This is a genomic window from Parabacteroides goldsteinii DSM 19448 = WAL 12034 (assembly GCF_000969835.1).
GTDB lineage: Bacteria > Bacteroidota > Bacteroidia > Bacteroidales > Tannerellaceae > Parabacteroides > Parabacteroides goldsteinii.
In genome coordinates this window covers 1,064,927-1,089,984 of the sequence record NZ_KQ033913.1, presented here as the reverse complement: position 1 = coordinate 1,089,984, position 25,058 = coordinate 1,064,927, and the positions used below count along the sequence as shown (strand labels likewise).

Below are 25,058 nucleotides of genomic sequence, written 5' to 3'. Positions count from 1 at the left end.
AACTCAATATAGTCATTATATAAAAGACAATGAAACAGTCTATTTTCCTCTTTTTATGGTTAACATGCGTCAGTTGTGTTCAGCCTCATTTTACAAATATTTATAGTATAACAGGAACCTATGAAAAACACTCAGCTCAAGGTATGGCTGTGTGGGATAATTATGCCGTATTACTTAATGACCAAGGTCTCTGTCGCATATATAGCTTAGATCGGAAAGAGTTGGCTGGTAGTTATCGACTCGGTAGTTTCCACAAGAATAATCATGCCAACTGCGCCTCCTTTGGTGTGGAATATCCAGAAGGGAACATGACTTTTCCTGCCTTGTATATATCCGAGTGTCGCCGACCTTATCGCTGTTTTGTGGAAAATGTCAACTTGGATAACGCAAAGGTTATACAAACAGTGCAATATCAAGTAGGAGGAGAAGCACAGGTAGTACATGACTGGATCGTTGATCGCGAGGAACGAAAACTTTATGGCGTGTCCCGTTTGCTTGTACCAGACAGTAACAAGGCAAGCGATTCACTTCAGATTATTCGCTTTCCGTTACCCTTATTGAGTGACGGTAATGTTACGCTAACGGCAAAAGATGTAGAAGAACAGTTTCATATTTATCTTCCAAACCTACTTCAAGGTGGAAGCATACGTAAAGGCATACTTTATTTGCCTGTAGGATTGCACACGGGAAATGAACATAGGAAAGATGCCGAACGAGCTATTGTCATGGTAAACTTAAAACGACAACAGGTGACACACATTTTGAATTTGCAAGAAAAACTGATGAATGAACCGGAGGACGTGGATTTCCATGGTAAACATCTTCTGTTATTTTGCGGACAGACAGGTGGCATTTATCGGATCAAACACTAAAATCCAAATAATTAAAAAACATAGAATATATATGAATATTGCAGTTATTTTGTCGGGAGGTATCGGTTCCCGCATGGGTAGTAACATACCTAAACAATACATAATGGTTGCGGGACGTCCCATTATCAGCTATTGTATAGATAAATTCGTGCAAAGTAATGAAATAGATGCTCTTGTAATAGCTTTGGACAAACAATGGATCGATTTCATACAACCCTATGTGGTAATGCTTCAACTTCCTGTTTATTATGCCGAACCAGGCGAAACAAGGCAACATACCATTTACAATGCATTAAAGTTAATCCGTTCCCATGGAGGAGTGGATGATGATGTGGTGATTATCCATGATTCCGTCCGACCATTGGTTAGTTCTCAAGTCATACATGACTGTATTTGTGGTTGCATCGCAAACGATGCTGCTATTGCCACTATATCAGTGAAAGATACAATCTACATGTCAACCGAGGGAAATTGCATTACGGACGTGCCTAAGCGAAGTACTTTGCATGCGGGACAGACCCCTGAAGCATTTAAACTAGGTAAATATCTTAAAATTCATGAGGAAAGAAGCTATGAAGAAATAGCGGCTGTGACAGGAGGTGCCGAGTTTGCTTTCCGTTGTGGCATGAAAGTATTTTTATCCAAAGGGGAAGAGATCAATTTCAAACTGACGACCCCAGAAGATTTAGAACGTTTTGAACAGATAGTGAACAGTAACCAGCTATAAGGTATGATAGAGAATCCCATTATACAGCAGGACATTGATTTTTTTATAGAACATTTCCCCTTTACAGAGCATATAAAAGAAAAAACAATATTAGTCACAGGTGCAACTGGACTAATAGGTTCTGTTTTGATCAAATGTCTGCTACATTTAAATCAAGTAACAAATTCAGGAATAAAGGTCGTAGCAGTGGCTCGTAATAAGCAAAAGGCATACGATTTATTTGGTGATTGTGAAATCCAATGGATCTGGCAAGACATGACAGAACCTTTAGATTTGTCAACTTGGGACATCCATTATATTATCCATTGTGCAAGTCCTACAGCATCCCAATTTTATGTAAACTCTCCTGTAGAAACTATAAATACGGCATTTATAGGAACCCGACAATTATTGGAATATGCCTCTCAGCACCCATCTATGCGAGGAATGGTTTATTTATCCTCTTTGGAATCCTATGGGACGATCAATGACGATTCTGTTCCTGTGACCGAGGATGTAAACGGATACATAAATCCCATTGATGTACGCAGTAGCTATTCTTTGGGCAAACGAATGGTGGAATGTTTGTGTCATGCTTATGCCTCAGAATATCATGTCCCTGTGGTAATGGCTCGTCTGACTCAAGTTTTTGGTGCCGGAGTTTCAAGACAAGACACAAGGGTTTTTGCACAATTTGCCAAAAGCGTCATAAGTGGACAAGATATTGTGATGCATACCAGCGGAGAATCCGCAAAACCATATTGCTATACTATTGATGCGATTATTGCTTTGTTTTATCTGTTGCTAAAAGGAGAACCGGGAAAAGCGTATAACGTAGCTACTCCCAATACGTATATTTCCATTTACGATTTGGCCCATCTATTAGTAAAAAAGTTTAATAAAAATTGTCATGTCGTGATTGAGGCAAGAGATAACATGGGATATGCTCCCGTTACGAAATTGAATCTGTCCACGGAAAAACTGGAAGCACTAGGCTGGAAGCCGTTCTTCAAATTAGAAGAGATGTTCGATCGATTGATTAACTATTATAAATCCATTCAATGAGTCCTAAATTATCTGCATCGCTCATGTGTGCCAATTTGGTAAACCTAGAGCGTGATATTCAACTCCTAGAAGAAAACAAAGTTGACTATTTACATATCGACATAATGGATGCTATATTTGTTCCAAATCTGACATTCGGTCCTGATGTTGTCAATTCAATCCGGAAGATTACAAACCTTCCACTAGACATTCACTTACTCATGGAGCACCCACGTGTCGTTATCCGATCGATGGATATTCGTGAGGGTGATATTGTCAGTATTCATAGTGAATGCAAAGAAAGTATCATGGAGAATGCAGCTTTCATCAAACAAAAAAAAGCCCTGTTCGGTTTGGCATTAAATCCGGATACATCTATTGAAGAGGTCAAGAAATACTTACCTTATGTTGATGTAATCTTATTAATGCTGATTGTTCCTGGCTTTGCTGGTAGTAGCATGATACATGGTATCATGGAAAAGGTAAGAGAAACACGCCAATATCTAGATCAACATAGGCATACAAATATAGAAATATGCGTTGATGGCAGTGTGAGTTGTGAAAGAGCTCGATATATGCGTGATTTAGGAGCTTCCATTTTCGTTGGAGGAACAGCAGGTATTTTCAGAAAAGATATGCCTCTTAGTGAGACGATACCTACTTTCATTGAAAGTATAACTTAATGAGTTAAAACGAATGACTAGGAACTTGAAATACTTATGCAAGTTACTGTTGCATCCTCTTTATTTCTTTGGTGGCATTATGCCTAGAAAAAAATATAAATGGTTGTTCGCAACACATAATGCCACTTTTTCAGACAACAGCAAGTACCTTTTCTTAAAAGTACTGGAGGAGTATCCTGAAATAGAAGCTATCTGGATTGCTAATAGTAAGGACGAATTTCATAATGTACGTTCTAAAGGGTTCAGATGCTATATGTGGTATAGCATTCTTGGATTGTATCACAGTTTTACTGCCGGAGTGTATTTGACAACTAATAGTGTAACAGAAATTAACAGGTATGCGTCAGAAGGTGCCTTTTGGGTATATCTAGGGCATGGTATCGGACTAAAAAAAACGAAATGGTTGCGCCCAGAATCTTATTATTTAGCGCTTACAGGCTATACCTATATGGAACTTACAACTAAGTTCAGAGCGAAAATAGAATGTTATTTACTATTGCATCGTGTACCGGACCTCTGTTTAACCACCTCTTTTGATCAAGCTCAAAAATTTTATATGCCTATGTTTAGGATTCCGATGGAGAAATGTATCTTAACAGATTATCCACGCAATGAAATTTTATTGTGCCCGGAAGAGAAAAGAACTCGCTTCATAGAGCAGTATGAACCGAAAGAAACCCTTCGCTTTATTGAGCAGATCAGACGATTTAAAAAAGTGTATATATATATGCCTACTTGGCGTAATAACGGCAGTGATTTTTTTAAACAAAGCGGAATCAATTTTAAACGTCTTGAAGAGGCTTTACAAACTACTCATAGCTGTTTCATCTTAAAGCTACATCCTTTTACGCAAATGGATTTATCTATTGTTAAGGATTATCCACACATTATTCCTTTTGAAAAACAATGTGATATCAATACGATTCTGCCTTATACTAATTGTTTGATAACGGATTATTCATCAGTTTATTCGGATTATGTATTATTGAACAAAGAAATTATTCTTTTTCCTTTCGATTTGGAATATAGTTATAACCGAAAAGATTATGATAGAAATAATTTAGAGAAAAAGAGATGGTATGGTAATTCTCCTACTGTTGATCTTGATGATTATAATAAATATTATTTAGGAGTAAGGGTTCAAACCTTTGAAGAACTAATAGCTTTGATAATAAATCGTGTAGATTGCCATTTGACCGAAGAAGATCACAGCTTTCTAATGAAGGCATTTTGGGATAGCTACGACAATGGTCCTGATCTAGTAACTGAAATAATAGATCGTAGTAGATTAGGACGAAATGCATAATAAGCAAAATGAAAAATATTGGTATTTTATAGTTCCTACTAATACAATACTTTATCACTAATAACACAAAAAAAGTAATAATGAATTACTATATTAAAATAGTGATAATATACATCATTCGTATATTATTTCACATATTTTCTTTTCTTCCTGTAAAAAAGAACCGAATATTCTTTTCTTCTTTTGAAGGAAAAAATTATGGATGTAGCCCCAAGTATATATTTGAATTTATGTATGAAAATTATGGAGATTCATGTGAGTATGTTTGGTGTATAAATAATGAAAATAAGATACCAGAGAATTATAAAATCATTCTTTGCGATTACTTGTCATTTCGCCATTTGTTTTATTTACTAACATCTAGAGTTATCATAACTAATATGGTCATAGAACCATTTTTTATAAAACATAAGACGCAACTAGTTATTAATACGTGGCATGGAGGAGGTGCTTATAAAAAAGGGCATGAAAATTCTCCTTATATATCAAACGCAAGAAGAATTTACATGGATTGTCTGAGAAAAATGAGGCAAGGACAAACTGATCATGTTATATCTAGTTGCCGAGCTTTTTCAGAGACTCATTTCAAAGTATTAAATGTTCCTATAGACAAATTCCTGTCTATAGGAATGCCTAGAAATGATTTATTTTTTTCCTCAAGACAAAGGATTTTGAAAGATGTAATATGTAAACGATTAGGAATTGATAAACATAAAATAGTAGTCTTATATGCCCCTACTTTTCGTGGACTTTGGAGAAAAGCACAATCAGTTACCTCTATATTAAATCCGACTATCGTATGTAATACAGTAAAAAAAAAGTTTGGTACAGATGCCATATTATTATATAGACATCATATTAATATTGCAGGTGATGATTTACCATTAAAAGGCGTTGTTGATGTTAGCGATTATCAAGATATGCAAGAATTATTGATTCTAGCAGATATCTTTATTACGGATTATTCTTCTGCTGTTTGGGATTTCTCCTTGACAGGTAAACCCGGTTTTCTTTTTACTCCAGACTTGTCTATTTATAAAACGGATACAGATTTTGATACGCCCATAGAACTTTGGCCTTACCCTTATGCCTTAACCATAGAAGATCTGTGCGCTAATATATTGAAATATGATGAAGAAGAATCGTCACAAAAAATAAAAGCACATCATGCTTTACTTGGTAGTTTTGAAAAAGGTATCGCCACATCTGAAATATGTAAGATCATAAAAGATCATATGGATAAATAGAATCTAAAAATTACATGTGTTTATTTTCAATATTAATTTCCTTATATCATAAGGAGAATCCATTATTTTTGCGCCAAAGTTTGAAGAGTATCTTTACGCAAACGCTATCACCTACAGAGGTTGTCTTGGTAGAAGATGGTCCTTTAACCGATGAATTGTATGAAGTTGTAAAAAAAATCAAAAATCAACATCCCGAACTAAAAGTAGTCCCTTTACCAACTAATCAAGGTCTTGGCAAGGCTTTGAATGAAGGGTTAAAACATTGTTCGTATGATCTTGTGGCCCGAATGGATACGGATGACATTGCCAAACCAGATCGTTTCGAGAAGCAGTTGGCGATATTTCGGAAACATCCAGAGGTGGATGTAGTGGGAGCTTGGATTGATGAGTTTGAAGGTGATACGTCAAATGTGCTTTCCGTGCGAAAGGTTCCAGAATGGCATGGAAAAATTATCCAATTCGCCAAAAGAAGATGCCCAGTGAACCATCCGGTTGTGATGTTCCGAAAATCGGCTGTATTAAAGGTTGGCGGATATAAACATTTCCCTTTGTTCGAAGATTATTATCTGTGGATGCGGATGTTGATAAATGGTGCCCGATTCTATAATATTCAAGAAAGTTTGCTCTTTTTCCGCTTCACCCCAGATATGTTTAGACGGAGAGGCGGATTAAAATATGCCGTAACAGAGATGCGTTTACAATACCTTTTCTATCAGATTGGATTTATAAATATTTTCACAATGATGAAGAATATATCCATTCGTCTTGTGGTTCGACTATTGCCTAATAGCTTGCGTTCATCGCTTTACAAACGAACTATAAGAAACAACGGACTGTTATAAAAACAAGATAATGAAAATACTTATTATCAGTAGTTTTTTTTATCCGAACAATCAAATAGCTTCGTTTAGGATCGAAGCTTTCGCTAAATATTTCCAATTGGCCGGACATTCGGTTACGGTAGTTACAGAAGGTAAGGTGAATGAAACTGCATTATGGAGCGGATGTGAGATCCATTATATAACAAATCCTTTAACTACGCTTTCTTTTATGAATTATTACATAAAGAAAGATTCAAGATGGAGTCTGAGCCAGATACTGATCGCTTTATTGGTGCGCATAACATCAGATTCCAGGTTTATATGGCGTTTCAAAGCTTATAAAAAAGTCATTTCATTATATAAGACAAATTCTTTCAATGTGGTTTTAACCTCATTTGGCCCATTAGCACCTCACATGATCGCACTTCGATTGCGAAGAAACGGATACAAATTTTATTGGATTGCTGATATGCGTGACGAAATGTCAAAGAATATTTTAATATCACGTTACCTTACTAAACGCCTTATACCGTATGAATATAAAATCGTGAACTCTTCGGATTTGGTAGTGTCTGTTTCCGAACCTCTACTGAAGAATTTTAAGCGTTTATGCAAATATGGCCATTTCCTGGAAATCAAGAATGGGTATGATTATGAAGAAGTATATGACGTTTGTTTTCAGCCTCAATTTACCATGGCGTTTATTGGGCGTTTTTATTGGGGGATAAATCCCAATAATTGGTTTAAAGCTTTTTCAGAACTTATACACGAAGGGAAGTTACCTACGAATTGTTTGATAAAAATCATTGGTAATAATTCGGAGTTGGATATACCCCAAAATATTGCTTCCAATGTCTTTCAGCTGGATTCCGTAATTCATTCCGAAGCGATACGGATGTCGTTGGATGTGGATACGCTTGTTGTGATTCATCCGACAGGGAGAAAAGGAGTGTATACGGGGAAACTGTTTGATTATCTGGCTACAAACAAACCTATATTGGCTCTTTGTGATCCGGAGGATGTGATCGCTCAGTTGCTGAATGAAACCAAAGCTGGTTTTACAGTAGACAATGCCGATATTGATGGTATAAAGAAAATGATACTTCGCTGTTATTCAATATGGAAAAACAAGGAAGTATTGCCTCGTGACTGGGAAAAGATTAAGCAATATACGCGGAAGAATCAATGCAAGATACTTCTTGAATATCTAGCCAATAATGCAGGAGAGGATTTAAATCAACTTTATACACAAAAAGCCTGTTACCCCTCCCCATATCAGAGAAGATAACAGACTTTACACGATCAAACTTCCGTTTCTTCATTCTTCCATCCCTCGTTTGGGAAATACTTTGTTGAGACGGATCATGATTGGTAGTTTTCTTCGTAACTCATGCAGTAAATAATTTGTACAGCCCCCCGATCAGTCCCACAGCCATCAGGCTGTAACCGGCAATGTCTATGGGTTCGACACGTTGTTTGGTTCCCCAGTCGCCCTGGTGGAGAGCGAGAGTATCGCTCCGATAGCAGTCAGCGTCACTTCCGTCTGCTCCATCAGGAGAGCCAACAGGGTGACCGCCATCAGGAAGAGGACGAGGATAGGGATGGGGACAAGGGCAGTCACCGGCTGCCGGTTTTTGCTTGCGGGGAAAGATGATCCGGACAAGGCTGGTGAGAAAGGCAAAGATTGTTTCAAGATACTTCATGTTAATTGAAAATTATAAATTGATAATTAATCTTTCGATCGTCCGGCAAATCGACACCAACATCCTTTGATAAGCAGCACGGTTGTCACCGTTCACTTCGCTGATGTATTTACTGTATGCGATCTCTTTGGCATAGGCCGAAGGATGGGCACTGAGCGAGGCAGCCACCGGATAACCAGTGTGGATCAGACGGGCGAAGTCCATAAAACTGTCTTCCGCCGATTCGTAGGTGCGGAACCAGAGGGAAACATGGCCACCGTTTTCAGAAAGATCAGTCTTTTTGCCTTTCCAGAAAGCATTGGGACGTCCGTAAGCGGTGATACCGAAGAAGTTGTTATACTCCTTTGCCAGGGTGCTTTCCCCCCACCCTGTTTCGATGGCGGATTGGGCAAGGATAACGACCGGATTGATTCCGAAACATTCCCCCGCCTTTTGAGCGGGGAAAAGATATTGTTTGATAAATTCCTGTTTTAACATAGTGAATAATTGTTTAATTTGCCGATGTGCCAATGTGTCAATCGAAATACCAACTGTTGCTATCAGAATTGGCATATTGCCTTATTGGCACATTGGCAAATTATTTCACTCGATTTCCGGACGGTCCGAACCACCTCCTGTAGGCGGAGTGACCGTTTCGATATCCATCTTTTCATATTTGGCATTCTTGCGGATCTCATTGAGCATGGTGCCCGGTGAGAAGACGATACGAGCCTTGTTGAAGAGGGAGACATTGAAGTCCTTTTCGTTCTCAATACCCTTGCTGCCGGCAACCATACGGAAGTTACCCAGGCGGCCCATCTGGATCACATCACCTTCTTCCAGGCGTTCTTCCATGACGGAAAGGAGACCTTCGATGACAAGCATCACATCACCGATAAAAGCGGTGCTTCGAACAGCGATCAGATCACAGAGCTTGTTGAAATCGAGTTTCTTCAATGAACGGACCTGTGCATAAAATAATTTGGAACCTTCGGCAGCGTCTTTGCGCATGTCGGGACGTTTTACTAAGTGAAAACTTAAAGCCATGGGGAATAATTTTTTAATTTGACAATGTGCCAATATGCCAATGGAAATACTCCGAAAGCTATTGACGGTTAACTGGTTGGTTATCGATAACATGACAAAGATAAGGTGCTGGAAAAATGGCTGTGACATGAAATGTCATCACCGGAGTCGAAGGGTTAAATAAGTCCCGACAAATACACAAATAGCGCATATAAACATTGAATTTCATTTCTTTATATGGATTTAATTTCTTATCTTAGAGGTAATTAATACATAAGGAAATGGACGAAGAAAAATTTAAAATCCGTAGTTACGGATGGACGGAATTGGCACTCTGTTACAACCCGGATTTGCATCCGAACTCAGCATCACGTTTGTTACATCGCTGGGTGGTAAGAAACGAAAAACTGGTCAAAACATTAAAAACTGCCGGGTTCTGCGATCGACAACGAAAACTGACACCGAAACAGGTCGGAGTGATTGTCGATTTTTTAGGAGAACCTTGAAAATTGAAAAGTCCCTTATTTCGGAGATGAAAGATATATGTTTTGAAGATGAAATAAGGGACTTTTGAATGCAAAAGATATATCTTTTTGGAGAAAAGGAGATCGGTTTAGTTTGCATAGGAATGTTGTTTTGCAGCATAATACCAAATGATTATGCGTAAACCGATTAACAATAATAAAAAAAAAGGATGATAAACATGTTCCTGAAGAATATGTAGTTTTTATGATTGCACTCTTTGCCGGACTGAAACAGAACGGTCTGTTGGGAGGTTATTCATACAAGAAAGTTGCTGAATTTATAAATCCGTTTTTCAAATTTAAGTACGTATCGAGTACCGTTCGCAAAAACATGATACTATTCGACAAGTACTCTGATTATTACACTGAAATACAAGAGTTTATAACAAAAATAAAAAAAGAAGTCAAATCAACCGATAAAAATTAAATTTATTAACTCGCTGTGAAACAACATTCTAAGAAACGCAGAACGAGTTAAATTGATACTACAATCCGGAGATATTCATATTTACCTTTGTAGAGAGATTAAACGAAATCAGTTCTTTATTTTATGTAATCTGAAAAAATGCCGGAGGCTTATATATCTTTATAAAGAAGTTCTTTCTATATTTATATAGTCTTGCAGACCTTCGGACAAAACGATTTCAGCACATGGCTTATAGCATTCATTTTCAGACAACTAAGAATAACCAATTAATTTCATTTTCTCTTTCAGTAATTTTTCACTTTTAAATTGTATTGTTATGAGAAAGAAAAAGATTGAAAATGAACCGCTTGCAAAGGAATTATCTATCACGGAACTCCTCGGACAAACATTCATCAAGACACCCCGCTCTATATTCAAACGGATGCAGAGTGATGACATTATCGACCGCCAGATGGCTCATTTACATCTGCTGTTGTTTGGCATTTGTTACCATACGGATGGGTATTGTATCGTAAATAAAAGAGCCTATACCTGCCGCAGAGGAGAATTTATCGGGAAACAATCTACCCTAGCCAAATGGATGGATGTAAGTGGTAGCACATTGAGCCGCCTATTGAAGAGAATGAAATATCTTAAACTGATATCCATTCAACGTATTATCGGTGGAAGCCGTATATATTTGACCGGTTACGATGAATTTACTTTTGTACCTACCGAACCGGAAACCGGAGGAAATAAAAAGACCGATGTCTCAAAAAGTTCAGCCGCGGCCCAAATGGCGGAAGCCGAAAGAAACATGGGCGGACGAAGCATGCAGAATCCTACAAATCAACCTAATTAATGACGCTTATGGAAACTATAGAATCTGTACGCCAGGTGGAAGAGGCTGTGATCTGTGCACTTTTGTCTTCCGAATCTGCCATATGGCAGGTTGCTCCGGTTCTGAAGCCGGAAATGTTCAGCGACCCGCTTTTCGCATTTGTCTACAAAGCCATCTGTTCCCTGAACAGCCGGGGCGAAAAAGCGGATCTGGTAACCACCGATATCGAGATGCGCTGCCTGGATGAAAAACGCTGGAAAGAAATGAACGGGATTGCCATCGTCAACACTGCCATGACGCAGATACGCCATATCGGCAACCTGATGCAATATACCGAAGAAGTGAAACGGCAGTATATGCTTCGCCTGCTGGGTGCTTTGTTCACGACTTTGCAAGCAAAGGCAAACCGTTTCGATTCCTCCTACACGGCTCTTATCGAAAAGGCGGAATCGTCATTGATGGAACTGCGGGAAACCTGTATTGTCGGCAAACAAGTCAGCCGGATCGGAAAAACAGCCAACGAAGTATTGAATATGCACCGTGAACGTCTGGAAAACGGAATGGATACGATGTGCATCAAAACAGGACTGGAAGAGTTCGACTATGTGACCGGAGGACTTTACAACGGCGAACTCACCGTTGGGGCCGGACGTCCCGGCGACGGCAAGACAGCCATAGCCATGCAGATTGCCATGAATGTAGCCCTGTCGGGAAAACATGTCTGTTTCTTCAGCATGGAAATGACCGGTTTACAAACGATGAACCGCCTGTTTGCCGGATTCGGAGGAGTAGATGCCAACCGTTTGCGTATCACAGGTGCTAACCCGGAGGATTTGTTGAAGATGGAAAAAATGGCGGGTGAGTTCCAGGACCTTCCGTTATATTTTGACTATACTCCGGCAAACACGCTGGAAAATATCCGTGCCCAGGTGATGTTACAGAAGCGCAAAAAGCAATGCGACCTGGCGATTGTGGATTATCTACAGGTGATGAAAATGGAAAAACAGGGGTGGGAAAATGCGAATCAGACGGTCGGATACAATATACAGGGATTCAAGCAAATGGCACAGGATGCCAATATCCCGGTTCTTGTCCTTTCGCAAATGAACCGTAACAGTATGAACTCCGGTGATAAGGCTCATATCCCGAATTTGCACGATTTACGTGATTCGGGCGTGATCGAACAGGTGGCGGACTGTGTTTATTTCGTTTATATCCCCGAACGTTACGGGATTACCCAGGATGAAGTCACCGGGGAGAGCCTGAAACAGGTCGGAAAACTATACATAAGAAAAACGCGTAACGGATCGACCGGGATTGCCCGTTACCGCTATAATGAGAGTTATACCCGCATCACGAACTATAATATCCGGAAAAGATCATGACAAAGATAGAAATAGAACAACTGAAAGCTTCATACCCTATCGAAAATGTGATCGGAGAGACGGTAAAACTGGAACGAAAAGGGACCAACTATGTAGGACTTTGCCCGTTCCACGAGGATCATCATCCGTCGCTGGTGGTGAATCCTCAAAAACAGACTTTTAAATGTTTTGCCTGCGGAGAACATGGAGATGTGATCGAATTTATAGAGAAGACGGAACATTGTAATTTCATGGAGGCGGTGGGGAAATTGAAAATTGAAAATCGAGAATTGAAAATTAATAAGAAAAACGCGAACCCTGTCGACAGAGATAACGACGCGAAGCAATTTTCAATTTTCAATTAAAAAAAACTTACAGTTCTTTTCTTCCCTTCTCCCCTACGCTTGCGGTTATACGGAGTTAACGCCTGCTTATCTTGATTTTGAGGTCGGACAATCTCCTGTGAATGTTCCGAAAGAATGGTATGCGATGCGCAACCGGGTGATCTTTCCGATCCGCAACGAAGCCGGTGAGTTGATAGCTTTTGCCGCCCGCAGGCTAACGGACAATAATCCGGAAGAACCGAAATATATCAATACATCCACTGCCAACGGATATAAAAAGAGTGAAAACCTCTATGCCCTTCACCGGGCGAAAGAGGCAATCGCCGGGAAAGGCTTTGTGTTTGTGGTGGAAGGATATAAAGATGCGATCGCGATGCATGTCGCCGGATTTTCCAATACAGTAGCATTATGCGGAACGGCCCTGACAGCCGGACAGATTGCATTGCTGAAAAAGTACACGAACCGGATCTGTCTGTTACTGGATGGCGACAAGCCGGGACGGGAGGCAGCCCGCAAAATATCTTTATCGCTCAATCCGTATTCGATGGAGGTGCAGACGATCTTTTTACCGGAAGGGGAAGATCCGGATTCTTTATTCCGACGGTCGGGCAAAGAGGCTTTTGTTTCCCTGATCGATAAGTTTCTGTCGAAACCCCATTTATCGGAAGAAATGCTGCTGACGGCTTGCCTGTTGTTTCCGGAGACTCTTTATATGTTTAAAGGTTCTTCTTGTCTTTTTACGGAATTAGTGAAAAGTATCCTGCAAACGGATGATTTGCTTTTTGAAAATAAGGAGAACCGGATGATACTGGAGCATTTGGAAACAGGGAATCCGGAACCGGGGTTAACGCCTGCGTTAAAAAGCATCGCAAATGAATTGCATGCCGAATACGATCAGTTGGTTTACAATGAAAAGGAACTATTCGGGGCGCTTTATCCGGAGGCATCCAATATCCTGAATATCTATCTGACCCGGTTATTATTTCTGTATTTGGAAAACCGTATCCTACAGGAAATACAAAAAAGCGTACACCGGTTATTGGAAACCGATCCTAAAAAGAAAGAAATACGTCTCGATATCCTTGTCAATATAGCCAAACGGCGGGAACAGTTGCGGCACGTTTCGGAAAATCTGGACAGACCGGGGGCAGTTTGGGGATGATGGGGACTGATTCAAATCGTTCTAATCAATAACAAATGAAATTAATATCAAACTTACTTCTTTGGGGAGGCATTCTACTGCTTCCCCTTAACTCTTATGCTCAGTTTACGAAAGGGCTGAGTTATCAGGCGGAAACCGGTGTCAGCTTTAGCGGAGGGGAACATACTCCTTTCTGGCTGACGGCAAACAAGCAGGGATTGTCTTCTATTGAAAAGAATAACGGTTATCTGCGTGCCGGGATCTTTCGGGAACTGGAAAACGATAAACGCTTCTCGTATGCTTTCGGGGCGGACCTGGCTGTCGCTTATAATTTTACATCGACTTTTGTGGTGCAACAATTGTATGCGGATCTGAAATATCGTTGCCTGGGGGTGAGTATCGGAAGCAAGGAGCGGCATAGCGAGTTTAATAATCCGTTATTGAGTAGCGGTGGACTGACATTCTCCGGAAATGCCCGTCCGATTCCGCAGGTTCGTATAGGTATTCCAGAATATACGTTTGTTCCGGGTACAAAAGACTGGTTAGCTTTCAAAGGACATATCGCTTATGGTATGTTTACGGATGATGGCTGGCAAAAGGACTTTGTGGCTCCGGGAGGTAAACATACGGAACATGTGCTTTATCATTCCAAGGATTTGTATGTGAAGATCGGTAACCGGGAGAAGTTTCCGTTGATCTTTGAAGGGGGATTGGAAATGGCTGCACAGTTTGGGGGAAATGCTTTTGTTGGGGACAAGAAGATCGATATGCCGAACGGGATAAAGGATTTCTTTAAAGTGTTTATTCCGAGCGGCGGAGATAGTAGCACACCAACAGGAGAACAGACAAATGTCTATGGAAACCATTTAGGCAGCTGGAACTTTTCACTAACCTGGTATGCTTCAAAAGATTGGACAATCCGTCCTTATTACGAACATTATTTTGAAGATCATTCGCAGATGTTTGGTGAATATGGCTGGAAAGATTGCCTGGCAGGAATAGAAATAACATTTCCAAAAAATCCCGTCGTTAGCAGTTTCGTTTACGAATATATTTCAACAAAAGATCAGACTAGTCCCGTTTATTGGGATCATACACCGGAAATACCGGAACAGATAAGCGGAGCAGATAATTATTATAACCACTATATCTATAGTGGATGGCAACATTGGGGAATGGGAATCGGAAATCCGCTGGTCATGTCTCCTATCTATAATGCAGATGGTGATATAAGTTTTAAAAGTTCGCGTATGCAAGGACATCATTTCGGGATCATGGGTACTCCTTGTACCGACCTGCAATACCGAATCCTTTTATCGTTTACCCGTAACTGGGGAACTTATAGCTTACCTTTTTATGAGATCAAAAAGAATGGAAATGCTTTGGTCGAATTAACTTATACGCCCCATCAGTTAAAAGGCTGGGATTTTACAGGATCACTAGGTGTTGACAGAGGCGGGATGTTGGGTAAAAGTGCCGGTGGAATGCTAACAATCAGAAAAACGGGATGGATACGGTGAATACAATAAATACGATGAAAAGATACATAATAGCGGTGTTGCTGGTTCTGATAGTCAGTGCCTGCGGAAAGATGCCGATTAACGGAGACCTGGATGGTCGCTGGCAGATCATGAAAATAGCATATGCGTCGGGAGAGGAAGAGACGCCGGAACGGGCATACTACAGTGTTGCTTTGCATACGATCAATCTGATGAAGGTTGATGTAACCAGTCAGACCGGCAATATGGAATATACCGGAGATTCATTGTTTGTAGTCATGCCGATCAGTAAAGTTGAAGATTTATTGCCATTTGGCATGAACGGAACGGAGCAACGCTTCGGTGTCAAAGAATTAACATCGAAACATCTGGTCCTGCAATCGGATTATGCCCGATTGGAGTTCAGGAAGTTTTGATTCAGAAATTATCAGATATGAGCTATCTAATTATCGACCAGTTGTAACTGCCTCCCCTCTTGAGAGGGGGCAGGGGGTGTGTCATATTCCAACCTATACAACCTCCATAATCAGAGCTACTTAACTATTGTAGGTTCATTTGCCGTTTGCTTCAGCTGACGGTTTACAAGTTGTTTCTCTCTTTTGGCTTCAGCCACATGTCTCTTAGATAGAAACCTGTAAGAAATGGGACTAAAGTCCGGAGAAATAGATAATTTATTAATCCGTCAGCTGAAGCAGACGGCAAATAAACCTGTAACAAGGCTTGTTTTATTGACTGGCTTTAACACACCCCCTACCCCCTCTCAAGAGGGGAGCCAGTTACAACCAGTCACTAAACCGATAGTTCATCTTTCTAAAACCGAAATAACAACAAAACAAATAACAATATGAATATCGTAATCAGAAATGTATTATTGGGAGGATTACTGTGCCTGTCGGTTCCGCTTGCGGCACAGGTACCCCAGGATTTGATTGACAAGGCGAAAGCCGCGGGTATGACGGATGAACAGATCCGTCAGGAGATGAATAAACGGATGGGACAGTCCGGAGCGGAACAGACTACACGTACGGCATCGGATGCTGTGGTAACAGACCGCACGGTCACGGTTCCGGATGGAAAGGGAATACCTCCTCTGGATGCTCAGCGGGAAGCCAATCGTCCGGCGGGAGATTTAAGCGGAACCGTGTTTGGTCGTGAAATATTCTCGAATAAGAATCTGTCCTTTGAGCCGGATCTGAATGTACCGACTCCCAAAGGATATGTTTTATCTGCCGGCGACGAATTGCTGATCAATGTCTGGGGAGATTCAGAATTGAATCTGAAACTGAAAGTTTCTCCCGAAGGAACCATTCTTATTCCTAACCTGGGTCCGGTATCAGTCAGCGGACTGACTATTGAAACAGCTGAAAGCCGTATCCGACAGGAACTGGGGCGGATCATGTCTACTTTGTCGGGAGATACAGACGGGGCTAATACATTTGTATCCGTCAGCCTGAGCCAGATACGCAGCATCAAAGTCAATATTGTAGGTGAAGTCGTTGCTCCGGGAACCTATACACTTCCATCGTTTGCAACTTTGTTTAATGCGTTGTATGCAGCAGGAGGTGTAAATGAGATTGGTTCACTTCGCGGAATAAAGGTTTACCGTAACAGTAAGGAAGTGGCTAAATTGGATGTATATGATTATCTGCTGAACGGCAAATACAATATGAATATCCGTCTGGAAGAAAATGATATGGTGATCGTTGCTCCTTACGACCAACTGGCAGTTGTAAGAGGTAAGGTAAAACGTAACCGTATCTTTGAAATGAAAAAGGGTGAAACACTCTCACAACTGTTGAACATGGCCGGCGGTTTTACCGGGGATGCCTACAAGAAAGATGTCCGTGTCAAACGAAAAGCCGGTAGCCGTTATCAGATAGCTACTGTTACGGAAGATAAATATCCGACTTTTGCGATGATGGATGGAGATTCTTTGTTGGTGGATTCTGTAATTCCTTTTTACGAAAACCGTCTGACAGTGACAGGGGCAGTCTGGCGTCCGGGAGAATATGAGTTGAACGGTGCGGTACATACAGTCCGTCAGTTAATTGATCAGGCAGCCGGTTTGAAAGGAGATGAGTTTACCGGCCGTGCCCAGATCACCCGTTTGAATCCGGATTTTACAACAACAGTAATAGCTGTTGATATCCGTGGAATCCTCAGTGGCACATCTCCGGATATAGAACTCAAACCGGAAGACCAATTGAACATTCCATCCCTGTTTGACCTTCGCGAACCTTATACGATCAAAGTAAGCGGAGCGGTGAATTACATAGACACTGTCCTTCCTTACCGGAATAACCTGACCGTTGAAGATGCCATTATGATGGCTGGCGGATTAAAGGAATCGGCAGCAACGGTGAATGTGGAAGTAGCTCGAAGGATTAAGGATACAAAGACTTACGAGAACACTAACCGTACGGCCGAAGTATTCAATTTCGCATTGAACGATAATTTAGGCTTGATCTCTACGGATGGAAAGAAAAGCGATAGGGTCTTTACATTGGAACCGTTTGATGAAGTGTATGTGCGTTTCTCACCGGGTTATCAGGAACAACAGGTGGTAAAGGTAAATGGTGAAATCACTTTCTCCGGTGATTACGTACTGGCAGAAAAGAACTCCCGTCTAAGTGATATCATCGCCAAAGCCGGAGGAATAACTCCTGATGCCTATGTAAAAGGGGCAAGCCTGAAACGCCTGCTGACAGAGGATGAGATGCGCCGCCTAGAAACTCTGCTGCAACTGAGTGCAAATAAGCAAAGCCGTGATTCGGTTGCCTTATCACTGGAAAACATTAAAGACTACTCTGTGGGTATCGATTTGGAAAAAGCCTTGGCGAATCCGGGAAGTGCCCACGATGTGGTGCTACGCGACGGGGATGAACTTTATATTCCGCAATACCAGAGCACAGTGAAGATAAGTGGAGCTGTAACTTATCCGAACAGTGTGACGTATACAAATGGAATGTCTGTAAAAAGTTGTTTGTCGCAAGCCGGTGGTTATAACGATATTGCCCGTAAATATCCGATCGTAATTTATATGAATGGTAAAGTGGCAACGACCAGGAAGCGTTTTATCTTCTTCAAGCACTATCCGAAAGTAGAACCCGGCAGTGAAATCGTTGTTCCCGCCAAAACGCAGCAAGATCGCAAAACAAGTTTGGCAGAAATTTTGAGCATCACCAGTTCGACCACATCGATGGCTGCAATGATAACCTCTATCATCAACACACTGAAATAATTATCAATTTTCAATTAACAAGGTGGATATGATTCAAATGAACGCTCCTGGTATGGATACGAACGAGCAGGAGATAGATTTAATAGAGTTGGCTAAACGGCTATGGGGGGAGCGTAAGTTCTTGTTCAAATGCTGTGGAATTGCGATAGTTGTAGGATTGGTGGTTGCTTTCAGTATACCAAAAGAATACAGTACAACAGTAATGCTAGCACCAGAAACTTCAGACCCGTCCAAAAAGATGGGAAATCTGGGTGGTTTGGCTGCCATGGCAGGTATAAACCTGGGGGCTTCGGTAGGTTCGGACGCCATTTCTCCGGATTTGTATCCGGATGTGGTGCAAAGTATTCCTTTTCTGTTGGAGTTGTTTCCGGTACAAGTTGAGAGTGAAAAAGGTGATTACTCATCGACATTGTACAAATATATGGATGAAGATCAGAAAAGTGCGTGGTGGAGTTATGTGATAAAGGCCCCGTTCAAACTGTTGGGTGTAGTGAAAGATTTGTTTTCAAATGGAGAAGAAAAGAACATAATGGGGTTATCCCCTTTTCATTTAACAGAGGAACAGTCTGATGTAATAGAGGATTTACAGGAACGCATCTCCGCTTCTGTGGATAAAAAGACATCGGTAATCACTGTCTCCGTTCAGATGCAGGACCCGTTGATCTCGGCGAATATCACTCAAATTGTATTGGAAAAACTTCAGGGATACATAACTAATTACCGTACCCAGAAGGTAAAACAGGACCTTGAATTCACAGAGAAAGTATTCAGCGAAGCCCGTGAGTCCTACTACAAAGCACAACGTGCTTATGCTGCCTTTGAAGATGCCAACAAGAATATCATCTCAGCCAGCTACCGTACGGAGCAGGAACGTTTAAAGAATGAAATGACATTGACCTTCAATGTTTACAATACATTGGCCCAGAAACTGGAACAGGATAAACTCCGTGTACAGGAACAGACACCAGTATATACAATAATACAACCCGCCACTGTCCCTTTAAAAGCAGCCTCCCCCAAGAAATCGCTGATCCTGATTGGCTTTGTATTCCTTGCTATATTTGGCGGAATCGGTTATCTGTTTATCAAAGACCTTTTTAACCCCAAAGAGGAAACTGAGGTTTTAGAGGTAGAATAATTTCTATAACTGACATATTTTCTCAAATGTCACTCTGCGATCTTTATCATTCTTATCATTATTTTGTCACTGAAGAATCCGGTTGTCTGCTGGTAGGCTTCAGGGAAGATTTCGTTACTTTCATTGTGAAAGAGGTATGGAATAAGGAACCTGTCGGCTTGCCGGAAATGGACAAGTTGTATACTGAAATGCAGCGTATCGGAGAAATGTGCAGCTGCAACCAGTTCCGGATTCTGGCTCATGGTGGTTATCTGCCGGAGGCACTTTCCTTTGAACTGCATGGACTGACAGTTTCGGATGAAAGCTATCTGAGAAGTCTGGAGACGGGAAAGCATATTGAACTCTTTTCACATAATGAAGCGGCTTATCGGGCAATTGAAGAAGGATTCAAAACAAACAGGATCGGAGCCGTTGTACAGGCGACCGGAACAGGAAAATCCTACCTGATTGCCCGCTATATCGTCAATCATTCGGAAGATGATATAGTGGTTATCGCTCCCAACGTTACGATTATCGCTGAGATCAAAAAAGCTATCGGCAGGACAATGCCGCATGTCACTTACCGGACTTTCCAGGCATTAGTCCTGAATCGCGGTACGGTGGATGAACTCAAAGCGGATCATATCATTATTGACGAGTTCCATCATTTCGGAGCAGAGGTATGGGGTAAAGCCGTACAGGAAGTAATTGATAACAATCCGGAGGCCCGTGTACTGGGAATGTCGGCAACCCCAATACGTCCCGAAGAGATGCTCGATACGGTAGAGGTCTATTTCAAGGGGAACCTGTTCCATGAACTGTCTTTGTCTATGGCTTGGTATTATAAGATACTACCTGTACCTATTCTGGTGCAGAGCGTATTCGATCTGAATAACCAGCTGGATAAGGTACAGCGTATGCTGAACAGGAGCAACTGTACTTTAGAAAGGCGCAAGCATATTCAAGACAAGATAGACTTTGCCCGTCTCGACTTTCGCGGCTCGTTGAGTGCTTCGGAACTGATCCGACGTTATCTTCCGAAAGAGGTAAAGAAAATGCTTGTTTTCTGTAAAGACAAGGAAGATCTTCAGCATATGATTCCCGAAGTATCGAACTGGCTCGGACAGGCTGGCTTTGAAACGGAAACATTTGAGATCCATAACGGGCTGAGTAACCGGGAGAATGAAAAGACATTGTGTCGTTTCCGTAGAGAAACGGGAAAACTGCATGTACTTTTCTCCATAAATATGTTGATTGAAGGATTGCATGTGGAAGGAGTAGATGCCGCCATGTTCCTGCGTCGGACGGAGTCGTATGTGGTAGCTTTACAACAGTTGGGCCGTTGCTTGAAAGCCGGTTCGGACCGTCATCCGGTAGTACTTGATTTTGTCAATAACCTTTCGGGCCGTTCTGTTTATGAAGCTATGTCAAGGGAATTGGTTTATCATCCGGCGATCCGTGCCCCAAAGAGCTTTAAAGGCTTTATGGAGTTTGAAGTCACGGGATTCCTGTCTGATATCCGTGCCCGTGTGGATGATATGCTGGCGGAGTTGGATGCGTGGCCTGTGATGTATGAACGTTTGATTGAATATAAGGAGCGTGAAGGACGTTGGCCGCAGGCAGCCGAAGGGAAGCTGGGAAACTGGTGCAACACCCAGCGGATTGCCCGGAAGAAAGGGACGTTGTCGGAAGATTATATCTTGCAGTTGGACCGGATCGGTTTCGAATGGGAGGTACAGGATAGTCGTTGGATGAACTGCTTTGAAGAACTGAAAGCATTTATGGCTGTAGAACACCGTTGTCCCAAACGCGGTGAAAACAAACTGAATACCTGGTGCAACACCCAACGGCAGGCACGAAAGAAAGGTCTCCTTTCCAATGAAAGAATCCGGTTGCTCGATTCGATCGGCTTCTGGTGGGAACAGGATCTGGATTCGCTCTGGGCGGAGAACTGGCAGCAGGTACTTGCCTACTACAAAAAACATAAACGCTGGCCCAAAAGCAATGAAGGCAAAGCCGGCAGCTGGTGTAACACCCAGCGCAAGAACCGGAAACAAGGTTTACTTTCGGCAGAACGCATCGCCCGGATGGATGCCGAAGGTTTTATCTGGACTATCGATGATGTTTGGATGGAAAACTATGAAAAACTACAGCAATTCTTCTCAGAAAACAACCGCTGGCCAACCGCCCGTGAGAACAAACTCGGCAGTTGGTGTTTCGTACAACGCAGAGCCTTAAAAAAAGGTGAACTCCCTCCTACCCGTAAAGAGCTTCTGGATAAGATTGCATTCCCTTGGAGTCTGAAATAATTTATCTTTAATCATATAATAACATATGGTTTAAGCGTAATTTCATATATTTGCGACATGATAAAGATAAATCGCTGTGAAGATTTGGAGAAGCTCGTTGCAAAGATGGGATTTTTACCCTTCTTTGCGAATGGCATTGAGGATTTTTCCATTGAAGAATTTACCCCGCAGGAATTATGGTTTTCCGATGAAGAAGAGGGTCCGTGGGAATGGAAAGGGCCTGTTATCCGAAATTTCAATTGTGCTTATGGGAAACTCTTTCAGAAGAAAGCAGGGTTTGTCAGCATGGAATGGTTTCCGGAACTTGTAAACTACAGGCGTGCTATGTACAATCTGAAAGCGGAACCTTTACAAAGTATGGGTAACGTTATTTATAAGACAGTCACAGAGCATGAGTCCCTCCTATCCAAAGAGATAAAAGCGTTGTGCGGTTACAAGAAGCAGCCGGTCAAAAGAAGTGTCAATCCGTTCGACTCATGGGAGACTAGCGAAACCCAGGCCTTACTTAAAAAGACAAAACCCAAAGGAGATGGATTTGAAACAGTCATAACCCGGCTGCAAATGGGAACATGGCTCGTTGTGGCTGATTTCGAATACCGATATGACAAGAAGGGAGAGCCTTACGGATGGGGGATCGCCAGATATACAACACCGGAAGTACTGTTCGGCAAAGAAAAAGTACAGGCTTCCGGCAACCGGTCACCGGAAGAGTCAAAACAACGCTTAATAGATTACCTCACACAATTATTGCCGCAAGCAACACCGGAGCAAATTCTGAAAATACTAGGATAAGTTTGTTAAATGTCATAAAAGTGCTCCATCCCCCTTGACTGGAGGTATGGAGCAACTGTTTTACTTCCGAATGGCTAATATACTTCTTGTCCTCTGACCATTACAATACCCGTCTTGGTTCCTGACGTATGCGTGCCGACACAGCTTAGCGCGTCTTTGCTTTTCATAGTTAGCTCCATATTTCCTGTTTTCACGCCGACAACTGAAACCGTAGGTTCTGTCGGCAAGGTTCCGTCGGGCAATGCAAATTTTACAGTTATTGCATAATCGGTATCGATTCCGTCTCCATCCTGCGCCTGCTGTTTGCGCACCGGCAGTTTCTTAACGACCTCAATCACCGCCTTATCCAGGTCGGGATGGAGTTTTTTCGTTATTCTGCAATTCGTCAACCGGCTTGCTTGGGTCACCGTGAAATCGACCGTGACGTCTCCCTGCACTTTTGCTTCAATCGCTTCAGGCGGATAGGCTATGTTATCGGAAAGAAATGTGACCAAAGTCTTAATACCTTCCGGGAAACCTGGAATGGGACGGGGCGGAGCATCGGATGTCATCTGAGAAATGACTACTTTTTCATCGCCCTCGTCCGAAGTGCCCGTAACCATAGTTACCGTCTTATTGTCGCTGCTTTGTGACCTGACTGGAGTTGTAGCACCACAGGCCAGCATAACAATGAAAAACATTAATACGGTCGGTTTACTCGTTGCCGACCTCCAATTTTGCTTTCTGTCAATCATAAGAATATTTTTTTATGTGATACATTGCAAATTAAAGGAAAAGAACAGCTTATTTAAGTTAAACACTGGCCAATGGGTAATATTAGCAGGTGAAGAAGACGGTTGGATGAGGCGAACGGGCTTGCGTTGAGAGTTTTGTACCTTCCTGATATTTACTAACTTTGAAGAGATAACAAATATAAAAACAGGAGCTTACAGAGTAAATCGCTTCAAAAGCAATAAGTCAATGATAATAAATAACAACGAAATTGTAATAAAATCTATCCAGGAAGAAGATATTCCATTATTTGATAAATGGCTAGATAAAGAATATATAAAAAAATGGTTTGGAGAAAAAGAGGATTGGCTAAACGAAATAAATGAGAGGAATGGGCAATACAGTTTTTTAAAACACTTTATTGTTTACTATAACGACCGGAAAATAGGATATTGTCTTTATGCTGATTGCTTTTTTCTAAAGTATCTGGAAGAAGAAGGACACGATTTTCAGGAGATGTATGGAGATGTGGCAGAACAAAATCACACTTATGAAATCGGATATCTGATTGGTGAAGAAGAGTTCTTAAATCGGGGTATCGGAAAAAGAATCATTCAGATACTGGAAGATAGAATTATTAAAATCGGCGGAAAAGAAATAGCCGCAGACCCGGCGGAAGAAAATATTATTTCAATAAAGGCATTACTAAGTAATGGTTTTAAGAAAAAAAACGACGGAGACTACAGGAAGATCTGCAAAATGCAGTAAAGATGATTTCCACAGTAAATTACCGTGGAAATCGTTCTATCCTTACTCTATATTACGGATATATTTGGCAGGAACGCCGCCCACAACCGTATTTGCCGCCACATCTTTCGTAACCACCGCACCGGCAGCTATGATGGCGTTATCACCGACCGTCACTCCTTGAAGAATAGTCGAATTGGCGCCTACCCATACATTCCGCCCCAATACAATAGGGGCAGGATGCATCGAAGCTCGTTTTTCCGGATTGAAATCGTGATTGAGCGTGGCGAATACTACATTATGTCCGATCAGGCATCCATCTCCTAATGTTATGCCTCCATGATCCTGAAAATGGCAACAGGCGTTGATAAAAACATTCTTACCTATGGTCATGTTCTTGCCGAAGTCCGTGTAAAACGGAGGAAAAACACGGAAAGAGGGCTCTACCGGCTTGCCGAACAGTTTGGCAAACAATACCCGAAGCTCGTCCTGAGTATGATAAGAACCGTTCAGTTCAAAAGTGATACGCCGCGCTTCATCACTCATTTCATCCATGAAACGACAGATTTCAGGTGTATCAAGTGGCTTGCCCTCTTTTACATGTTCCAAAAAATTATCGAGTGTCATTTGCTTCT

Annotated in this window: 25 protein-coding genes; 20 read left to right on the top strand and 5 right to left on the bottom strand. The window is 41.5% G+C overall.

Annotated elements, in window-relative coordinates; translation table 11 throughout:
- The first annotated feature begins 29 nt into the window (after nt 1-29).
- The 8 genes from HMPREF1535_RS17425 (at nt 30) to HMPREF1535_RS17390 (ending at nt 7,967) form a co-directional block, all read left to right on the top strand.
- Nucleotides 30-872 (top strand): hypothetical protein, encoded by an 843-nt coding sequence (locus HMPREF1535_RS17425; RefSeq protein WP_082207560.1) that lies wholly within the window; start codon nt 30-32, stop codon nt 870-872.
- Nucleotides 873-903: 31 nt separating this feature from the next.
- Nucleotides 904-1,599 (top strand): IspD/TarI family cytidylyltransferase, encoded by a 696-nt coding sequence (locus tag HMPREF1535_RS17420; protein WP_046146983.1) that lies wholly within the window; start codon nt 904-906, stop codon nt 1,597-1,599.
- A 3-nt stretch (nt 1,600-1,602) separates the two neighbouring features.
- Nucleotides 1,603-2,643, top strand: coding sequence for an NAD-dependent epimerase/dehydratase family protein (locus HMPREF1535_RS17415; protein WP_046146982.1), 1,041 nt, complete (start codon nt 1,603-1,605; stop codon nt 2,641-2,643).
- Nucleotides 2,640-3,305 carry a ribulose-phosphate 3-epimerase gene (locus tag HMPREF1535_RS17410; RefSeq protein WP_046146981.1) on the top strand — a complete coding sequence of 222 codons (666 nt, stop codon included), beginning with the start codon at nt 2,640-2,642 and terminating at the stop codon, nt 3,303-3,305. Before HMPREF1535_RS17415 ends, HMPREF1535_RS17410 begins: the two co-directional genes overlap by 4 nt.
- Before the next feature lie 13 nt (nt 3,306-3,318).
- Entirely contained in the window at nt 3,319-4,611 is a 1,293-nt protein-coding gene (locus tag HMPREF1535_RS17405) for a CDP-glycerol glycerophosphotransferase family protein (RefSeq protein WP_046146980.1), read from the top strand.
- Nucleotides 4,612-4,691: 80 nt separating this feature from the next.
- Nucleotides 4,692-5,858: a CDP-glycerol glycerophosphotransferase family protein gene (locus HMPREF1535_RS25165; protein ID WP_052716742.1), complete on the top strand. Its 1,167-nt coding sequence runs from the start codon at nt 4,692-4,694 to the stop codon at nt 5,856-5,858.
- Nucleotides 5,859-5,872: 14 nt separating this feature from the next.
- Nucleotides 5,873-6,700 (top strand): glycosyltransferase family 2 protein, encoded by an 828-nt coding sequence (locus tag HMPREF1535_RS17395; protein WP_046146979.1) that lies wholly within the window; start codon nt 5,873-5,875, stop codon nt 6,698-6,700.
- A gap of 10 nt (nt 6,701-6,710) precedes the next feature.
- The gene (locus HMPREF1535_RS17390) at nt 6,711-7,967 is read left to right on the top strand and encodes a glycosyltransferase family protein (protein ID WP_046146978.1); all 1,257 of its coding nucleotides are present in this window, start codon (nt 6,711-6,713) and stop codon (nt 7,965-7,967) included.
- 100 nt (nt 7,968-8,067) lie between these two features.
- Here the strand turns inward: HMPREF1535_RS17390 and HMPREF1535_RS17385 are convergent, their stop codons facing one another.
- From HMPREF1535_RS17385 to HMPREF1535_RS17375, 3 genes are all read right to left on the bottom strand, one after another.
- The gene (locus tag HMPREF1535_RS17385) at nt 8,068-8,382 is read right to left on the bottom strand and encodes a hypothetical protein (protein ID WP_046146977.1); all 315 of its coding nucleotides are present in this window, start codon (nt 8,380-8,382) and stop codon (nt 8,068-8,070) included.
- 12 nt (nt 8,383-8,394) lie between these two features.
- Nucleotides 8,395-8,859 (bottom strand): glucosaminidase domain-containing protein, encoded by a 465-nt coding sequence (locus HMPREF1535_RS17380; RefSeq protein WP_046146976.1) that lies wholly within the window; start codon nt 8,857-8,859, stop codon nt 8,395-8,397.
- A gap of 105 nt (nt 8,860-8,964) precedes the next feature.
- The gene (locus tag HMPREF1535_RS17375; RefSeq protein WP_010803308.1) at nt 8,965-9,408 is read right to left on the bottom strand and encodes an HU family DNA-binding protein; all 444 of its coding nucleotides are present in this window, start codon (nt 9,406-9,408) and stop codon (nt 8,965-8,967) included.
- Between the two features lie 260 nt (nt 9,409-9,668).
- Here HMPREF1535_RS17375 and HMPREF1535_RS17370 point away from each other — a divergent pair, with 260 nt between their 5' ends.
- The 11 genes from HMPREF1535_RS17370 (at nt 9,669) to HMPREF1535_RS17315 (ending at nt 22,965) form a co-directional block, all read left to right on the top strand.
- Entirely contained in the window at nt 9,669-9,893 is a 225-nt protein-coding gene (locus HMPREF1535_RS17370) for a DUF4248 domain-containing protein (protein WP_046146975.1), read from the top strand.
- A gap of 761 nt (nt 9,894-10,654) precedes the next feature.
- Complete coding sequence (locus HMPREF1535_RS17360; protein ID WP_046146973.1) at nt 10,655-11,179, top strand: hypothetical protein; 525 nt, start codon at nt 10,655-10,657, stop codon at nt 11,177-11,179.
- A gap of 8 nt (nt 11,180-11,187) precedes the next feature.
- Nucleotides 11,188-12,543 carry a replicative DNA helicase gene (locus tag HMPREF1535_RS17355; protein ID WP_046147602.1) on the top strand — a complete coding sequence of 452 codons (1,356 nt, stop codon included), beginning with the start codon at nt 11,188-11,190 and terminating at the stop codon, nt 12,541-12,543.
- Nucleotides 12,540-12,887, top strand: a complete 348-nt coding sequence (locus HMPREF1535_RS26285) for a CHC2 zinc finger domain-containing protein (RefSeq protein WP_244275650.1) — start codon at nt 12,540-12,542, stop codon at nt 12,885-12,887. Before HMPREF1535_RS17355 ends, HMPREF1535_RS26285 begins: the two co-directional genes overlap by 4 nt.
- 97 nt (nt 12,888-12,984) lie before the next feature.
- Nucleotides 12,985-14,028, top strand: a complete 1,044-nt coding sequence (locus HMPREF1535_RS17350) for a toprim domain-containing protein (RefSeq protein WP_244275648.1) — start codon at nt 12,985-12,987, stop codon at nt 14,026-14,028.
- Nucleotides 14,029-14,063: 35 nt separating this feature from the next.
- Entirely contained in the window at nt 14,064-15,527 is a 1,464-nt protein-coding gene (locus HMPREF1535_RS17345; protein ID WP_046146972.1) for a capsule assembly Wzi family protein, read from the top strand.
- Nucleotides 15,515-15,922 carry a lipocalin-like domain-containing protein gene (locus HMPREF1535_RS17340; protein WP_052716741.1) on the top strand — a complete coding sequence of 136 codons (408 nt, stop codon included), beginning with the start codon at nt 15,515-15,517 and terminating at the stop codon, nt 15,920-15,922. Before HMPREF1535_RS17345 ends, HMPREF1535_RS17340 begins: the two co-directional genes overlap by 13 nt.
- A 428-nt stretch (nt 15,923-16,350) precedes the next feature.
- Nucleotides 16,351-18,747 (top strand): SLBB domain-containing protein, encoded by a 2,397-nt coding sequence (locus HMPREF1535_RS17330; protein WP_046146970.1) that lies wholly within the window; start codon nt 16,351-16,353, stop codon nt 18,745-18,747.
- 28 nt (nt 18,748-18,775) lie between these two features.
- Nucleotides 18,776-19,885 (top strand): Wzz/FepE/Etk N-terminal domain-containing protein, encoded by a 1,110-nt coding sequence (locus HMPREF1535_RS17325; protein ID WP_082207558.1) that lies wholly within the window; start codon nt 18,776-18,778, stop codon nt 19,883-19,885.
- Nucleotides 19,886-19,911: 26 nt separating this feature from the next.
- A complete protein-coding gene (locus HMPREF1535_RS17320; protein ID WP_046146969.1) occupies nt 19,912-22,173 on the top strand; it encodes a Helicase associated domain protein in 2,262 nt (753 codons plus the stop codon).
- 57 nt (nt 22,174-22,230) lie between these two features.
- Nucleotides 22,231-22,965, top strand: a complete 735-nt coding sequence (locus tag HMPREF1535_RS17315; protein WP_046146968.1) for an AlkZ-related protein — start codon at nt 22,231-22,233, stop codon at nt 22,963-22,965.
- A 74-nt stretch (nt 22,966-23,039) separates the two neighbouring features.
- On the opposite strand, the gene HMPREF1535_RS17310 is transcribed toward HMPREF1535_RS17315, so the two are convergent.
- Nucleotides 23,040-23,699, bottom strand: a complete 660-nt coding sequence (locus HMPREF1535_RS17310; RefSeq protein WP_082207557.1) for an energy transducer TonB — start codon at nt 23,697-23,699, stop codon at nt 23,040-23,042.
- A gap of 226 nt (nt 23,700-23,925) precedes the next feature.
- Between HMPREF1535_RS17310 and HMPREF1535_RS17305 the strand changes: the two genes are divergently transcribed.
- Nucleotides 23,926-24,444 carry a GNAT family N-acetyltransferase gene (locus HMPREF1535_RS17305; protein WP_046146967.1) on the top strand — a complete coding sequence of 173 codons (519 nt, stop codon included), beginning with the start codon at nt 23,926-23,928 and terminating at the stop codon, nt 24,442-24,444.
- Nucleotides 24,445-24,486: 42 nt separating this feature from the next.
- Here the strand turns inward: HMPREF1535_RS17305 and HMPREF1535_RS17300 are convergent, their stop codons facing one another.
- Nucleotides 24,487-25,050, bottom strand: coding sequence for a DapH/DapD/GlmU-related protein (locus HMPREF1535_RS17300; RefSeq protein WP_046146966.1), 564 nt, complete (start codon nt 25,048-25,050; stop codon nt 24,487-24,489).
- Nucleotides 25,051-25,058 lie beyond the last annotated feature (8 nt).

Coding starts and splice junctions, on each gene's coding strand:
- HMPREF1535_RS17340 (WP_052716741.1), top strand. CDS start 15,515: ATGGATACGGTGAATACAATAAATACGATGAAAAGATACATAATAGCG.
- HMPREF1535_RS17330 (WP_046146970.1), top strand. CDS start 16,351: ATGAATATCGTAATCAGAAATGTATTATTGGGAGGATTACTGTGCCTG.
- HMPREF1535_RS17420 (WP_046146983.1), top strand. CDS start 904: ATGAATATTGCAGTTATTTTGTCGGGAGGTATCGGTTCCCGCATGGGT.
- HMPREF1535_RS25165 (WP_052716742.1), top strand. CDS start 4,692: ATGAATTACTATATTAAAATAGTGATAATATACATCATTCGTATATTA.
- HMPREF1535_RS17345 (WP_046146972.1), top strand. CDS start 14,064: ATGAAATTAATATCAAACTTACTTCTTTGGGGAGGCATTCTACTGCTT.
- HMPREF1535_RS17380 (WP_046146976.1), bottom strand. CDS start 8,859: ATGTTAAAACAGGAATTTATCAAACAATATCTTTTCCCCGCTCAAAAG.
- HMPREF1535_RS17315 (WP_046146968.1), top strand. CDS start 22,231: ATGATAAAGATAAATCGCTGTGAAGATTTGGAGAAGCTCGTTGCAAAG.
- HMPREF1535_RS17410 (WP_046146981.1), top strand. CDS start 2,640: ATGAGTCCTAAATTATCTGCATCGCTCATGTGTGCCAATTTGGTAAAC.
- HMPREF1535_RS17385 (WP_046146977.1), bottom strand. CDS start 8,382: ATGAAGTATCTTGAAACAATCTTTGCCTTTCTCACCAGCCTTGTCCGG.
- HMPREF1535_RS17395 (WP_046146979.1), top strand. CDS start 5,873: ATGTGTTTATTTTCAATATTAATTTCCTTATATCATAAGGAGAATCCA.
- HMPREF1535_RS17355 (WP_046147602.1), top strand. CDS start 11,188: ATGGAAACTATAGAATCTGTACGCCAGGTGGAAGAGGCTGTGATCTGT.
- HMPREF1535_RS17415 (WP_046146982.1), top strand. CDS start 1,603: ATGATAGAGAATCCCATTATACAGCAGGACATTGATTTTTTTATAGAA.
- HMPREF1535_RS17360 (WP_046146973.1), top strand. CDS start 10,655: ATGAGAAAGAAAAAGATTGAAAATGAACCGCTTGCAAAGGAATTATCT.
- HMPREF1535_RS26285 (WP_244275650.1), top strand. CDS start 12,540: ATGACAAAGATAGAAATAGAACAACTGAAAGCTTCATACCCTATCGAA.
- HMPREF1535_RS17390 (WP_046146978.1), top strand. CDS start 6,711: ATGAAAATACTTATTATCAGTAGTTTTTTTTATCCGAACAATCAAATA.
- HMPREF1535_RS17305 (WP_046146967.1), top strand. CDS start 23,926: ATGATAATAAATAACAACGAAATTGTAATAAAATCTATCCAGGAAGAA.
- HMPREF1535_RS17375 (WP_010803308.1), bottom strand. CDS start 9,408: ATGGCTTTAAGTTTTCACTTAGTAAAACGTCCCGACATGCGCAAAGAC.
- HMPREF1535_RS17320 (WP_046146969.1), top strand. CDS start 19,912: ATGTCACTCTGCGATCTTTATCATTCTTATCATTATTTTGTCACTGAA.
- HMPREF1535_RS17300 (WP_046146966.1), bottom strand. CDS start 25,050: ATGACACTCGATAATTTTTTGGAACATGTAAAAGAGGGCAAGCCACTT.
- HMPREF1535_RS17425 (WP_082207560.1), top strand. CDS start 30: ATGAAACAGTCTATTTTCCTCTTTTTATGGTTAACATGCGTCAGTTGT.
- HMPREF1535_RS17370 (WP_046146975.1), top strand. CDS start 9,669: ATGGACGAAGAAAAATTTAAAATCCGTAGTTACGGATGGACGGAATTG.
- HMPREF1535_RS17405 (WP_046146980.1), top strand. CDS start 3,319: ATGACTAGGAACTTGAAATACTTATGCAAGTTACTGTTGCATCCTCTT.
- HMPREF1535_RS17310 (WP_082207557.1), bottom strand. CDS start 23,699: ATGATTGACAGAAAGCAAAATTGGAGGTCGGCAACGAGTAAACCGACC.
- HMPREF1535_RS17325 (WP_082207558.1), top strand. CDS start 18,776: ATGATTCAAATGAACGCTCCTGGTATGGATACGAACGAGCAGGAGATA.